Origin of the sequence: Bradyrhizobium sp. 164, from assembly GCF_023073715.1 — a bacterium.
Taxonomy (GTDB): domain Bacteria; phylum Pseudomonadota; class Alphaproteobacteria; order Rhizobiales; family Xanthobacteraceae; genus Bradyrhizobium.
This window is the reverse complement of record NZ_JADPKA010000017.1, coordinates 75433-88322: the sequence shown is the minus strand read 5'-3', so window position 1 is coordinate 88322 and position 12890 is coordinate 75433. Positions and strand designations below refer to the sequence as shown.

The following is a 12890-nucleotide window of genomic DNA, read 5'->3' as shown; positions in this document are numbered from 1 at the left end:
CGGTTTTGGTCCACGGCATGGTGTCCTCCCTCGAATCTTTGCAAATCCGAAGGAATCACAAGCCGGCCAAAACCGCTCACCCTTTTTCGGTCAGGCTCTGAGGAGCGCGCTCTTGCGCGCGTCTCGAAGGATGCAGGCCCGCCTGTGATCCCCGCCCTTCGCGACGCCGCTTCGCAGCTCCTCAGGGTGAGGGAAATAGATTGGACGTGCCGCGCACGATCCCGGTTTCGCACCCAGCTCCGGAACGACACGCGAGCTACAGCGCGCCCTTCGCGAGCCGCTTCATCACCTCGTCGAGCTGATCGAGGTTGCGATAGTTGATCTGCACGGATCCGCCAGGATCGCGGTGATTGACGGTGACCTTGAGACCGAGCGCGTCGCTGACGCGCTTTTCCAGATCGACCGTATCGGGGTCCTTTTCCTTCGCCCCAGCGCGCGCCTTCTGCGGCTTGCGCCCCGGCACGCCCTCTTCATGCGCAAGCGCCTCGGTCTGACGGACGTTGAGGCCCTCCTCGACGATGCGCTTGGCGGCCGCGAGCGGATCGGGCACGCCGATCAGTGCGCGAGCATGGCCAGCCGTCAGCTCGCCGGTTGCGATCAAGGCCTGCACCTCGGCCGGCAGCTTCGTCAGACGCATCATGTTGGCGACGTGGCTGCGGCTCTTGCCGACGACTCTTGCGATATCGTCCTGGCTGCGTTTGAACTCGTTGGCAAGCGCGTGATAGCCCTGCGCCTCTTCCATCGGGTTGAGGTCTTCGCGCTGCACGTTCTCGACGATCGCGAACTCCAGCGCATCGCTGTCGCTGATGTCGACCGGGACGATCGGCACTTCATGCAGGCCAGCCATTTGCGAAGCGCGCCAGCGCCGCTCGCCGGCGATGATCTCGTAGCGATCCTGCGCGCCCTTCACCGGACGCACCACGATCGGCTGGATCACACCGTGCTGCTTGATGGAGTCGGAGAGCTCCTTGAGCTCGGCCTCCGAAAAGGTGCGACGCGGATTGCGCGGATTGGCTTTGATGAATTCGATCGGCACCTTGCGCTGCGCGCGCGGGCGATCGACATGCTGAGCCTCGCCGCCGACATCACCAATCAGACTCGCAAGACCCCGGCCCAGTCGCGAACGCGCTTCGTCGGCCATCGCCAGCTCCCTTGGATTCACTTGAGCGCACTCCAGAACTGAATTTCGAAACGTAGGGTGGGTAAGCGAAGCGTGCCCACCAGTGTGTGCGGAAGACGGTGGACCCGGCGAAGACACCTTTGCCACCCTACGGCCTCGTCAATGCGTGGTCCGCAGCTCGCGCTCGCGCTGGATCACCTCGGTGGCGAGCCGCAAATACGCTTCGCTGCCGACGCATTTGAGGTCGTAGACCAGCACCGGCTTGCCGTAGGACGGCGCTTCCGAGATGCGCACGTTGCGCGGGATCATGGTCTTGTAGACCTTCTCGCCCATGAACTGGCGGACGTCGGCGACGACCTGGTTCGAGAGGTTGTTACGCGAGTCGAACATGGTCAGCACGATGCCGTGGATCGACAGATTCGGGTTGAGCGTCGAGCGCACCTGCTCCACGGTCTGCAGCAATTGCGACAGACCTTCGAGCGCGAAGAATTCGCATTGCAGCGGTACCAGGATCGCATCGGACGCCGCCATCGCGTTGACCGTGAGCAGGTTGAGCGAAGGCGGGCAGTCGATCAGCACGTAGGTGTAGTCGGCATCCGGAGAGACATTGTTGTTGAGCGCACCGATGGCGTCGCGCAGCTTGAAGGCGCGGCCGGGCGTGGTGCCGAGCTCGAGCTCAAGGCCGGAGAGATCCATGGTCGAGGGCGCGATGTGCAGCCGCGGCACCGCGGTCGAGACCACAGCCTCGCGCAAGGCGGCTTCGCCGACCAGCACGTCGTAGATCGAACAGCTACGGTTGCGGCGATCGATGCCGAGGCCGGTCGAGGCGTTGCCCTGCGGATCGAGATCGACGATCAGGACGCGTTCGCCAATCGCTGCGAGCGCCGTGCCGAGGTTAATCGCTGTGGTTGTTTTTCCGACGCCCCCCTTCTGATTTGCCAGCGCCAGGATGCGCGGGTGGCCATGCGGCACCTCCGCTGCCTGTTCTTGGGCGGTCTGTTCTTGCTGCGGCTCGTCAATCACGGTCATCGTAAATTCCCCACTCAGGCCCCTGAACGCCTCACCCGCGCCGTTCGGCAGACGTCAGTTCCACGATCCAGCCGTCGCCGGTGCGGCTTGGATGAAGCTGAGGCCGAATATTCCAATATTTAGCGGCTTCGGTCAATTCAGCCTCTACATCTTGACCCTTGAGAAATAACGCTTTTGCGCCCTGGCGTATCAGCGGCTCCGCAAAGCCGATGAGTTGATGTAGCGGAGCGAGCGCACGCGCGGTGACGCAATCGACGGGGCCGGTGATTCTATCCACATTATCCCCGATTTCAGCGAGATGTACGACTCCCGGAGATGTGGTGACACGGATCGCTTCGCGCAGGAACGCGGCCTTCTTGGCGATTCGCTCGACAAGATGGACGCGAGCATCGGGCCTCCCGGCCATGGCGCAGGCCAGGACGATGCCCGGGAAGCCACCGCCGCTCCCGAGGTCGGCCCATCGTTTTGCCGCCGGTGCGAGATCCACGAGCTGAAGCGAGTCGGCGATGTGCCGGGTCCAGAGGTGCGGCAGGGTCGAGGGCGCGACCAGGTTGGTCTTGGCCTGCCACTCGCGGAGCAAGGCGATGTAGCGATCGAGCCGGTCTTCCGTTTCATCTGAAACAGGCGCGAGCTTGAGCGCCGCAATCTTGTCAGCAGCGATGAGGGCGTTCAGCGATTGATCGTTGGTGCCGGCGCTGTCGATCTTCGGTCTGATCAGCCTCGGCTCGGGCCGTCGACCGGCACCCTCGCCCGCCGCAGGTTTTCCTGATGACGATCTGCCGCCTCCCGGCCCGCGCTGTTTCACGTGAAACGCCTATGCAATCGCCTTCGAGGTCTTCCGTGCCTCGCGCCGCAGGTAGGCCGCGAGAATGCCGAGCGCCGCCGGCGTCATCCCATCGATCCGGCCGGCTTGGCCGACCGTGAACGGTCGGGCCTTCTCCAGCTTGGTCCGCACCTCATTGGAGAGACCGGGGACCTGCTGATAATCGACCTCCGACAGCACCATACCCTCGTCGCGCCGGAAGGCTTCGACGTCGGCGCTCTGGCGCTCCAGATAGACGTCGTATTTGGCGTCGGTTTCGAGGTGGGTCGCGATGATGGGGTCGATCGCCGACAGTTCCGGCCAGATCGCCCGGACCTGGCTCCAGCCGATATCCGGATAGGCCATCAGTTCGAAGGCGGACCGGCGCTGGCCATCGCGGTTCAGGGAGAGTCCGTGCTTGATCGCCTCGTTCGGAGTGATCGCAAGCGACTTCGAGAGCGCGCGGGCTGCGTTCAGCGCATCCATCTTGGCGCGATGATGCTGCATGCGGGCACTGCCGACACACCCCAAGGCGATGCCCTTCTCGGTGAGACGCTGATCCGCATTGTCGGCCCGCAGCGTCAGCCGGTATTCCGCCCGGGAGGTGAACATCCGATAGGGCTCGCTGATCCCGCGGGTGACGAGATCGTCGATCATCACACCCAGATAGCCATCCGCCCGGTCGAACACCGTTAGCGCCGCCCCGCTGGCGGAGAGCGCTGCGTTGACGCCTGCCACGATGCCCTGCCCGGCGGCTTCTTCGTATCCGGTGGTGCCATTGATCTGCCCGGCCAGGAACAGACCGCGCAGACGCTTGGTCTGGAGGGTCGGATCGAGCTCGCGGGGGTCGATGTGGTCGTATTCGATGGCGTACCCCGGACGGACCATCTTCACCCGCTCCAAGCCGGGAATGCTGGCGAGGATCGCGAGCTGGACCTCCTCAGGGAGCGAGGTCGAGATGCCGTTGGGATAGACAGTTGTATCGTCGAGCCCTTCCGGCTCCAGGAAGATCTGATGGCCGTCACGGTCGCCGAAGCGGACGATCTTGTCCTCGATCGACGGACAATAACGCGGACCGGAACTCTTGATCTGGCCGGAATACATCGGGGAGCGATGGACATTGGCGCGGATCACCTCATGGGTCACCGAGGTGGTCCGGGTGATGCCGCACTGGATCTGCGGGGTCGTGATCCGTTCCGTCATCACCGAGAACGGCTCAGGCGGTTCGTCTCCGGGCTGCATTTCGACGGCCGACCAATCGATCGTGGTGCCGTCCAAGCGGGGAGGAGTCCCCGTTTTCAGCCGCCCGAGGGTGAAGCCGGCGCGCTCAAAGGAGCCAGAAAGGCCCATCGCCGGTGCCTCGCCGACGCGACCGGCGGGCCAATTCTTCTCGCCGAGATGGATCAGACCGCGCAGGAAGGTGCCGGTGGTGACGACTATCGCCCCTGCCCGAAGCTCCCGGCCGTCGGCCAGGCGCAGACCGATGACCCGGCCTTCCACCACGATCAGCTCCTCAGCCTCCCCCTCGAGGACGGAAAGACCCTCGGTCTCCCGGACCGCGGCCTGCATCGCGGCCGCATAAAGCCTTCGGTCGGCCTGAGCGCGAGGACCACGGACAGCCGGACCCTTGCGGCGGTTGAGGACACGAAATTGGATGCCGCCGGCATCGCCGACCCGGCCCATCAGACCATCGAGCGCATCGACTTCGCGGACCAGATGGCCCTTGCCGAGACCCCCAATGGCGGGGTTGCAGGACATCGCGCCTACGGTCGAGAAACGATGCGTCACAAGAGCGGTTGTTGCACCCATCCGAGCAGCAGCCGCCGCGGCCTCACAGCCGGCGTGACCGCCGCCAATGACGATGACGTCGTAGTTCTCTCGCTCTGTTCGCATGAGGCAACTTCTAGCTCAGAGGTGTGAAAGCCGGAAGTGGAAACTAGGCGGAGATGTTTCACGTGAAACGGAGCATTCGAGGGGAAAGCGATTTCGCGAAAACAACCCCATGCACAGTAGACGAGCTATTGAACCTGCTGCGTTTCAGGTGAAACAAAATCACTGAAATGATCAAAAGATATCGCGGCGACGCATCCCAGAATCTTTCGTGGGCAGTCTGGATTATCGTGCAGTGATGCTCGTAACGACGGCCGGCGCCCCAACGTTTCACGAGGCAAAGGAACCACAGCATGTGTTTCACGTGAAACGCAAAGAGTGGAACAAAGGCTAGTTCTACAATGAAGAACTAATCCTACTTTCCGATGCAAAATTTCTGGAAAATGGCGCCGAGCACGTCTTCCACGTCCACCCGGCCCAGCACCCGGCCCAAGGCATAGGCCGCGGCACGCAATTCCTCGGCGGCGAGCTCTTCGCCCTCTTCTACAAGCTCCAAACTCCGGCGCAAGCTGTCTGCCGCTTGGCGCAACAGCTCGCGTTGGCGTGCCCGGGTCACCAATGCACCCTCGCTGCTCCCGAAGAATTCAGAGGCGAATTTCACGAGAGCATCGACCAGCTGAGGGATGCCATCGCCCCGGCTCGCGGAGATCGCGAACTCGTCCCGCGGCCCCGATCCCCCAGCCCCGCCGAGATCGACCTTGTTGCGCACGATCCAGATCGAGCCGCCAGACGGACCATTCCCGCCGCCGGCCTTCCGCAGCAACCGCGTCGCGTCCGGATCGATGGTCTGCGATCCCTCCACCAGCCACAGCACGAGATCCGCGTCTTCGGCCCTGGCCCGTGCCCGGCGCACGCCCTCTTGCTCGACAGGATCGTCGGTCTCGCGAATGCCGGCGGTGTCGATCAGCGTGACGGGGTAGCCGTCGAGATCGAGCTGCACCTCGATCACATCGCGTGTGGTGCCAGCGTACGGCGAGACGATCGCAACCTCGCGGCGTGCGAGCTGATTGATCAGCGTCGACTTGCCGACATTCGGCTCGCCTGCGATCGCGACCACCAGGCCATCGCGCAGCCGTTCAGCTTGGCCCTGTGCCGCAAGGACTTCTGCAATTTCGCGATGCAGCGCTCCGATCGCCTTGACGGCGGGCGCCAGAAGCTCGGCAGGCACGTCGCCCTCATCCGAGAAATCGATGCCGGCTTCGATCAAGGCCGAAGCTTCGATGATACGTTCGCGCCAATCGCGTGCACGATTGCCGAGCAGGCCCTGCAACTGGCGCAGCGCTTGACGCCGCTGGCGGTCGGTATCGGCGTGGATGAGATCGTCGAGGCCCTCGGCCTCGGTGAGGTCGAGCTTGCCGTTCTCGAATGCACGTCGCGTGAACTCGCCGGGCTCGGCCGCTCGCGTGTTCGGGATAGCAGAAATTGCAGCGAGGAGCGCCGAGAGCACAGCGCGGCCGCCATGGACGTGGAATTCGGCGACGTCCTCGCCGGTCGCACTTGCCGGCCCCGGAAACCAGAGCACGACCGCATCATCGATCGGCTGGCCCACGGCGTCACGGAGCAACCTGCGGCTGGCGTGCCTCGGCGCCGGCAGCTCACCCGCCAGCGTCGTCAGCGCCAAGCCAGCCCGTGGCCCGGAGACCCGCACCACCGCAATCGCGCTTGGCGGACGGCCGGACGACAGCGCAAAGATGGTCTGGTCTTGCGGATGCATGGCCTATTTGTCCGGCTGCCGGAGAAAAGGCAAACCTCCATTTCGAACGCCAGGCGGCATGATTTTGCTGCGCCACATCCCGCAGCAGAAGATTGCATTGCAGTGCAATATTGGCACAGCATTTTTGCTGCAGAACGCAGCCGTTCAACTCGGTCGGCTCACCGAATTGAAAACATTATCGTACTATATCAATGACTTAAATAAAAACGGGCTATGTAACAAGCCTCTTGCCATGCTGCAGGTTCACTGCAGCAAAGCTGCACAAGAAAGGGCGCCCCAGGGCGCCCTCCACTTTCCGTTGCACTGCACTCAGGTGTTCATCGAGTCGAAGAACTCCGAATTGCTCTTGGTCGAGCGCAGCTTGTCGAGCAGGAAGTCGATCGCGTCCATGGTGCCCATCGGGTTCAGGATGCGGCGGAGCACGTACATCTTCTTGAGCACCTGCGGATCGGTGATGAGCTCCTCCTTGCGGGTGCCGGAGCGCGAGATGTCGATCGCCGGGAAGGTGCGCTTGTCCGAGACCTTGCGGTCCAGGATCAGCTCCGAGTTGCCGGTGCCCTTGAACTCTTCGAAGATGACTTCGTCCATGCGGCTGCCGGTATCGACCAGTGCCGTCGCGATGATAGTCAGGGAGCCGCCCTCCTCGATGTTCCGGGCGGCGCCGAAGAAGCGCTTCGGGCGCTGGAGCGCGTTGGCATCGACACCGCCGGTCAGCACCTTGCCGGATGACGGCACCACGGTGTTGTAGGCACGACCCAAGCGCGTGATCGAATCGAGCAGGATCACGACGTCGCGGCCATGCTCGACCAGGCGCTTGGCCTTCTCGATCACCATCTCGGCGACCTGGACGTGGCGCACCGCCGGCTCGTCGAAGGTCGAGGACACCACCTCGCCCTTCACCGAACGCTGCATGTCTGTGACTTCTTCCGGGCGCTCGTCGATCAGGAGCACGATCAGATAGCATTCGGGGTGATTGTGCGTGATCGAATGCGCGATGTTCTGCATCAGCACGGTTTTACCGGTGCGCGGCGGCGCGACGATCAAAGCGCGCTGGCCCTTGCCGATGGGCGCGACGATGTCGATCACGCGTGCGGAGAGATCCTTTCGCGTGGGATCGTCGATCTCCATGCGGAAGCGCTGATTCGGAAACAGCGGCGTGAGGTTGTCGAAATTGACCTTGTGCTTGGCCTTTTCCGGATCCTCGAAATTGAGCGTGTTGACCTTCAGCAGCGCGAAATAGCGCTCGCCCTCTTTCGGGCTGCGGATATGGCCTTCGAGTGTGTCGCCGGTGCGTAAGCCGAACCGGCGGATCTGCGAGGGCGAAACGTAGATGTCGTCCGGACCCGGCAGATAATTTGCATCGGGCGAGCGGAGGAAGCCAAAGCCGTCGGACAGCACCTCGACGACGCCCTCGCCGACAATGTCGGTCTCGGCCAGCGAAAGCTGCTTGAGGATAGCGAACAGCAGCTCCTGCTTGCGCATGGTGCTGGCATTCTCGACCCCGTTCTCTTCCGCGAACGAGACCAGCTCGGCCGGGGTTTTCGACTTAAGGTCCTGAAGTTTAATTTCCCGCATTGGGGTGGTCCTGTGGGGTAACCTTGGAAGGGGTGCGAGGAGGCTGAAATGCGGACGTGAGAAGGTAAGGTCCGCAGGTCTGGCAAGGAGAGTGCCGGTGAGGCTTCAAACCTGATGCGGTGTCCGGCCTCTGGAAAGCTCAGACACAACCACATCCGCCTGCGTTGGGTGGGATACCGATAATATAGAAAATCGCTTCCTGCTCCGCAAGCCGAAGCGCCGAGGGATTCGTCGCGCGCATTGCCTAGAACGGCTTCACGATCACCATGATCACGATGAAAATCATCAGGACTGTCGGCACCTCATTGATAATCCGATAGAATTTCTGGGTCCGCGGGCGCCGGTCGCGGGCGAAATCCGTCAGCCAGCGGGAAAAAAAGCCGTGGACCGCGGACATTGCCAGGACCAGTGCCAGTTTTACGTGCAGCCACCCGGAAGTGAACCAATGGCCGGACCAGGCGAGATAAAGCCCGGCCAGCCAAGTGACCATCATGGCGGGGTTGATGATCGCCTTGAGTAGCCGGCGCTCCATGATCTTGAACGTTTCGGACTGCTTCGAGCCGATTTCGGTCTCCGAATGATAGACGAACAGCCGTGGCAGATAGAGCATGCCCGCCATCCAGGCGATGACGGCGATCACGTGCAGCGCCTTGATCCAGAAATAGAGGTCTTCAAACATGTGCCGTCCCGGATTCCTGCCGAGCATTCCAAACGCTGGGGATAGTAAGAACTCGTTAAGGTCTTACCCTGCACACTTATCCGTCCGTAGCGCCTTCCTCAAATCTAGAATCTTAGATTCTTAAGGTTTGAGTCTATGTGACCGTGGATTGGACTCACACAATTTCGTCCGCGGCTTCACGCGCGCTTGTTCACATCCATCAACATATCCTGCGCCCGTCTGGCCTGTCGGAATAATTGACCCGCGTTCAGGGGCTTGCGCCCGCCTGTCGGCAGCTTATCAAGAGGCTTGTCCGCGCAATCCCGTTGCCGTCGCGGAGGACCGGCAAACTTGTCCTGACGGGCAGCGGTGTGAAGAAAATTGGCCGTTGTCCCGCCCCTCCTGTCGCGCAACCCTTTCCGAGGGGTTAAGCTCCACAGAAATCCACAAATCACACCGCCTCCATACAAAGGGTTTTTGTGCCGACCTCGAACAATTATTTCCATCTGCACCTCGTCTCCGACTCCACGGGTGAGACGCTGATCACCGTGGCCCGCGCGGTCGCGGCCCAATACGCCAACGTGACGCCGGTCGAGCACGTCTATCCGCTGGTGCGCAGCCAAAAGCAGCTCGATCGCGTACTCGATGAGATCGAGGAGGCGCCGGGCATCGTGCTGTTCACGCTGCTGGAGAAGGATCTGGTCTTCAGGCTCGAGAACAAGTGCAAGGAGATCAACGTTCCGAGCCTGTCGATCATCGGCCCGGTGATGCAACTGTTCGAAGCCTATCTCGGTGCCGCGACCACGGGTCGCGTCGGCGCCCAGCACGTGCTCAACGCGGAATATTTCAAGCGCATCGACGCGCTGAACTACACCATGATCCACGACGATGGGCAGCACGTCGAAGGCCTCGACGAAGCTGACGTGGTGCTGGTGGGTGTGTCCCGCACTTCGAAGACGCCGACGTCGATCTATCTCGCCAATCGCGGCATCCGCACCGCCAATGTGCCGCTGGTTCCGGGCATTCCGGTGCCCTCGCAATTGGAAACCCTGACGCGGCCGCTGGTGGTGAGCCTGCATGCGACGCCGGAACGCCTGATTCAGGTGCGCCAGAACCGCCTGCTCTCCATGGGTGCCAATTCCGGCAGTGACACCTATACCGATAAGCAAGCGGTCGCCGAGGAGGTCGCATTCGCACGCAAGCTCAGCGCCAAGCATGACTGGCCACTGCTGGATGTCACAAGGCGCTCGATCGAGGAAACCGCCGCGGCGATCATGAAGCTCTACACCGATCGCCAACGCAACCGGCCCTCGGAATAGTTGTCGCCATGGGTCTGTGGCGCGGCACATCTCCGCTGATCCTGGCCTCGCAGAGCAGCGCGCGGAAAATGCTGCTGGCGAATGCTGGACTCGAATTCGTGGCCGCCACGGCTGCTATCGATGAGCGCGGCATCCAGGCGGTGTCGAAACTCTCAAACCCGCGCGAGATCGCCCTGCTGCTGGCGCGTGAGAAAGCCAAGGCGGTCTCGGCTCATTATCCCGCAAGCTATGTGATAGGCGCCGACCAGACGCTGGCTCTTGGCGAGCACCTCTTCAACAAGCCCGCTGGCCGTCTCCAGGCGATGGCGCAATTGCGCGATCTCTCCGGCAACAGCCACGAGCTGAATTCGGGGGTGGCGGTGGCGCACAACGGAAGGATTGTTTTCGAGGATGTTTCCGTGGCCCGCATGACGATGCGGCAAATGACGGAAGCGGAGCTTACGGCCTATCTCGACGCCGCCGGCGCTGCCGTGACCACCAGCGTTGGCGCCTACCAGCTCGAGGGTCTCGGCATCCATCTGTTCGAGCGCATCGAGGGCGACCATTTCACCATTCTCGGCCTGCCGCTACTGCCGCTGCTTGCGTTCCTGCGCCGCGAGAGGCTAGTTGCGGTGTGAACGACAGACAGGCTGGGCGCTGATGCGGATCCTGGGATTGACCGGCTCGATCGGGATGGGCAAATCCACCACCGCGAAATTGTTCGCGGAGGCTGGTGTTCCCGTCTACGACGCCGATGCCGCAGTTCATCATTTGTATGAGGGCGAAGCGGCTCCCGCGATCGAGGCTGCCTTCCCCGGCACGACCATCAACGGCAAGGTCGACCGGTCCAAACTGTCCGCGCGCGTGGTGCACGATCCGGCCGCGATCAAGAAGCTCGAGCAGATCGTTCATCCGATGCTCGGCGCCTCCCGGCAAAAATTCTTTGCCGATGCGGAAGCGGCCAAGGTCCCCGTCGTGGTCCTGGACATTCCCCTCCTGTTCGAGACGGGTGGCGAGAAACGGGTCGACGCCGTGGTCGTGGTCTCGACCTCGCCGGAACTTCAGCGCCAGCGGGTGCTGGCGCGGGGAACGATGGACGAAGCAAAACTCGATGCCATCATCGCCAAGCAGATGCCCGACGCCGAAAAGCGCAAGCGCGCCGATTTCGTAGTGGATACGTCACACGGACTTGAGCCGGTGCGGGCGCAAATCAAGCACATCCTGGCCGAGGTCGTTAAGATGCCGCAGCGGCGAGCCTGATTCGCCGATTTTACACGGCCATCTCGATCATGCGCGAAATCGTTCTCGATACCGAAACCACCGGCCTCGATCCGCTCCGCGGCGATCGCCTGGTCGAAATCGGCTGTGTCGAGATCTTCAATCGCATGCCGACCGGACAGACCTTCCACCGCTACATGAACCCTGAAAGGGACATGCCGGCCGAGGCCTTTGCAGTGCACGGGCTGTCGGCCGAATTTCTGGCGACCAAGCCGCTGTTCCACGAGATCGTCGACGAGTTTCTGGAATTCATCGGCGATGCGCCGCTGGTGATCCACAACGCCTCGTTCGACATTAGCTTCATCAACGCCGAGCTCGACCGGATCAAGCGCGCAGCGATCCCGCGCGAGCGGCTGGTGGACACGCTGCTGCTGGCACGGCGCAAGCATCCCGGCGTGTCCAACCGGCTCGACGATCTCTGCTCGCGTTACGCGATCGACAATTCACACCGCACCAAGCACGGTGCGTTGCTCGATGCCGAGCTTCTGGCCGAGGTCTATGTCGACCTGGTCGGGGCGCGGCAGTCGCAGTTGCTGCTGGCCTCGGAAACCGAGGAAATTCGCGTCAGTGCAAGTGGCGAAGCGCCGCGGCGACAGCGCCTGGTGCCGCTCGCGCCGCGGGTTTCTGCTGCCGAACGCGAGGCCCATCGCACCTTCATCGCAACGCTCGGCGACAAGGCGATCTGGAACGAGTACCTGCCCGCTCCAGTTGCCGTGGCGGCCGGTCAGGCCTGACCGGCTTGGCCCTGAGCGGCCATCTGCCGCTCCATGTTCTGACGATACAGACCGACGAAGTCGACCGGATCTAGCATCAGCGGTGGGAACCCGCCGTCGCGGACCGCGGTCGCGATGATCTCGCGGGCGAACGGGAACAGCAGGCGCGGGCACTCGATCATGACCAGCGGATGCAAATTCTCCTTCGGCACATTGGCGATCCGGAACACGCCGGCATAGGCGAGCTCGAACGAGAACATCACCTTGCTCGCGGCCTCGGCCTTGCCCTCGACCGACAACGTCACCTCGAACTCATGTTCGCTGAGATTGTTGGCGCTGACATTGATCTGGATGTTGATCTGCGGCGGCTGGCTCTGCTGCTGGAGCGAGCTCGGCGCGTTCGGATTTTCGAACGAGAGGTCCTTGGTATATTGCGCCAGCACGTTGAGCTGGGGAGCCTGGGCCGCCTCGGGAGGGGTGCCGTTACCGTTGGTCATGAAAGTCTCTCCTTACCCGATTTGGGCTGAATTTCGCGGCGGTTGGCTAACATAGGGCCGCCTCATTCCACAAGGACGAACGACCCCCAGGTGAGGGATCGGAGTCGCGCCCGCAACTGTGACGTTCACCCCGATCTTTTGCGCGAAATTGCGCCCTAAACGATTGAAGAAGCGCGATTTCCGGGCAGGATCGGGTTTCCCCTTGGGCATAAAACGCGCTACACTCGGCACTGTGCCAAAAGGCGCCATTGGCCGGGCAAGATTTCGTGCCTACATCCCAGGGACCAGACGCGCGGACCTGAAATGGTGATGTAGA

General features: G+C 62.4%; 12 protein-coding genes. 4 read left to right on the top strand and 8 right to left on the bottom strand.

The window, feature by feature from the left end:
- Positions 1 to 256: 256 nt before the first annotated feature.
- The 7 genes from IVB01_RS06175 to hemJ form a co-directional block, all read right to left on the bottom strand.
- Entirely contained in the window at positions 257 to 1141 is an 885-nt protein-coding gene (locus IVB01_RS06175; RefSeq protein ID WP_247276614.1) for a ParB/RepB/Spo0J family partition protein, read from the bottom strand.
- Between the two features lie 138 nt (positions 1142 to 1279).
- Positions 1280 to 2149: a ParA family protein gene (locus tag IVB01_RS06170; RefSeq protein WP_247276613.1), complete on the bottom strand. Its 870-nt coding sequence runs from the start codon at positions 2147 to 2149 to the stop codon at positions 1280 to 1282.
- A 31-nt stretch (positions 2150 to 2180) separates the two neighbouring features.
- Positions 2181 to 2822 carry a 16S rRNA (guanine(527)-N(7))-methyltransferase RsmG gene (gene rsmG, locus IVB01_RS06165; RefSeq protein ID WP_247276620.1) on the bottom strand — a complete coding sequence of 214 codons (642 nt, stop codon included), beginning with the start codon at positions 2820 to 2822 and terminating at the stop codon, positions 2181 to 2183.
- Positions 2823 to 2963: 141 nt separating this feature from the next.
- Positions 2964 to 4844 (bottom strand): tRNA uridine-5-carboxymethylaminomethyl(34) synthesis enzyme MnmG, encoded by a 1881-nt coding sequence (gene mnmG / locus IVB01_RS06160; RefSeq protein WP_247276612.1) that lies wholly within the window; start codon positions 4842 to 4844, stop codon positions 2964 to 2966.
- A 352-nt stretch (positions 4845 to 5196) separates the two neighbouring features.
- The gene (gene mnmE, locus IVB01_RS06155; protein ID WP_247449007.1) at positions 5197 to 6555 is read right to left on the bottom strand and encodes a tRNA uridine-5-carboxymethylaminomethyl(34) synthesis GTPase MnmE; all 1359 of its coding nucleotides are present in this window, start codon (positions 6553 to 6555) and stop codon (positions 5197 to 5199) included.
- Positions 6556 to 6864: 309 nt separating this feature from the next.
- Positions 6865 to 8130, bottom strand: a complete 1266-nt coding sequence (rho, locus tag IVB01_RS06150) for a transcription termination factor Rho (RefSeq protein WP_247276610.1) — start codon at positions 8128 to 8130, stop codon at positions 6865 to 6867.
- Positions 8131 to 8374: 244 nt separating this feature from the next.
- Positions 8375 to 8809 carry a protoporphyrinogen oxidase HemJ gene (gene hemJ / locus IVB01_RS06145; RefSeq protein ID WP_247276609.1) on the bottom strand — a complete coding sequence of 145 codons (435 nt, stop codon included), beginning with the start codon at positions 8807 to 8809 and terminating at the stop codon, positions 8375 to 8377.
- A gap of 458 nt (positions 8810 to 9267) precedes the next feature.
- Here hemJ and IVB01_RS06140 point away from each other — a divergent pair, with 458 nt between their 5' ends.
- From IVB01_RS06140 to dnaQ, 4 genes are read left to right on the top strand one after another with little or no spacing between them, the layout of a single operon-like run.
- The gene (locus IVB01_RS06140) at positions 9268 to 10107 is read left to right on the top strand and encodes a pyruvate, water dikinase regulatory protein (RefSeq protein WP_247276608.1); all 840 of its coding nucleotides are present in this window, start codon (positions 9268 to 9270) and stop codon (positions 10105 to 10107) included.
- 8 nt (positions 10108 to 10115) lie between these two features.
- Positions 10116 to 10724 (top strand): Maf family nucleotide pyrophosphatase, encoded by a 609-nt coding sequence (locus IVB01_RS06135; protein ID WP_247276607.1) that lies wholly within the window; start codon positions 10116 to 10118, stop codon positions 10722 to 10724.
- Positions 10725 to 10746: 22 nt separating this feature from the next.
- Positions 10747 to 11346 (top strand): dephospho-CoA kinase, encoded by a 600-nt coding sequence (gene coaE / locus IVB01_RS06130; protein WP_247276606.1) that lies wholly within the window; start codon positions 10747 to 10749, stop codon positions 11344 to 11346.
- A 29-nt stretch (positions 11347 to 11375) separates the two neighbouring features.
- On the top strand, positions 11376 to 12098 hold the full coding sequence (gene dnaQ / locus IVB01_RS06125; protein ID WP_247276605.1) for a DNA polymerase III subunit epsilon: 723 nt from the start codon (positions 11376 to 11378) through the stop codon (positions 12096 to 12098).
- Here dnaQ and secB read toward each other — a convergent pair.
- Entirely contained in the window at positions 12089 to 12574 is a 486-nt protein-coding gene (secB, locus tag IVB01_RS06120) for a protein-export chaperone SecB (protein WP_247276604.1), read from the bottom strand. The genes dnaQ and secB overlap by 10 nt on opposite strands.
- Positions 12575 to 12890: the final 316 nt, after the last annotated feature.

Excerpts from the sequence above, each read along its gene's own strand:
- IVB01_RS06175 (WP_247276614.1), bottom strand. The coding sequence starts at position 1,141 with ATGGCCGACGAAGCGCGTTCGCGACTGGGCCGGGGTCTTGCGAGTCTG.
- IVB01_RS06170 (WP_247276613.1), bottom strand. The coding sequence starts at position 2,149 with ATGACCGTGATTGACGAGCCGCAGCAAGAACAGACCGCCCAAGAACAG.
- mnmG (WP_247276612.1), bottom strand. The coding sequence starts at position 4,844 with ATGCGAACAGAGCGAGAGAACTACGACGTCATCGTCATTGGCGGCGGT.
- mnmE (WP_247449007.1), bottom strand. The coding sequence starts at position 6,555 with ATGCATCCGCAAGACCAGACCATCTTTGCGCTGTCGTCCGGCCGTCCG.
- rho (WP_247276610.1), bottom strand. The coding sequence starts at position 8,130 with ATGCGGGAAATTAAACTTCAGGACCTTAAGTCGAAAACCCCGGCCGAG.
- hemJ (WP_247276609.1), bottom strand. The coding sequence starts at position 8,809 with ATGTTTGAAGACCTCTATTTCTGGATCAAGGCGCTGCACGTGATCGCC.
- IVB01_RS06135 (WP_247276607.1), top strand. The coding sequence starts at position 10,116 with ATGGGTCTGTGGCGCGGCACATCTCCGCTGATCCTGGCCTCGCAGAGC.
- coaE (WP_247276606.1), top strand. The coding sequence starts at position 10,747 with ATGCGGATCCTGGGATTGACCGGCTCGATCGGGATGGGCAAATCCACC.
- dnaQ (WP_247276605.1), top strand. The coding sequence starts at position 11,376 with ATGCGCGAAATCGTTCTCGATACCGAAACCACCGGCCTCGATCCGCTC.
- secB (WP_247276604.1), bottom strand. The coding sequence starts at position 12,574 with ATGACCAACGGTAACGGCACCCCTCCCGAGGCGGCCCAGGCTCCCCAG.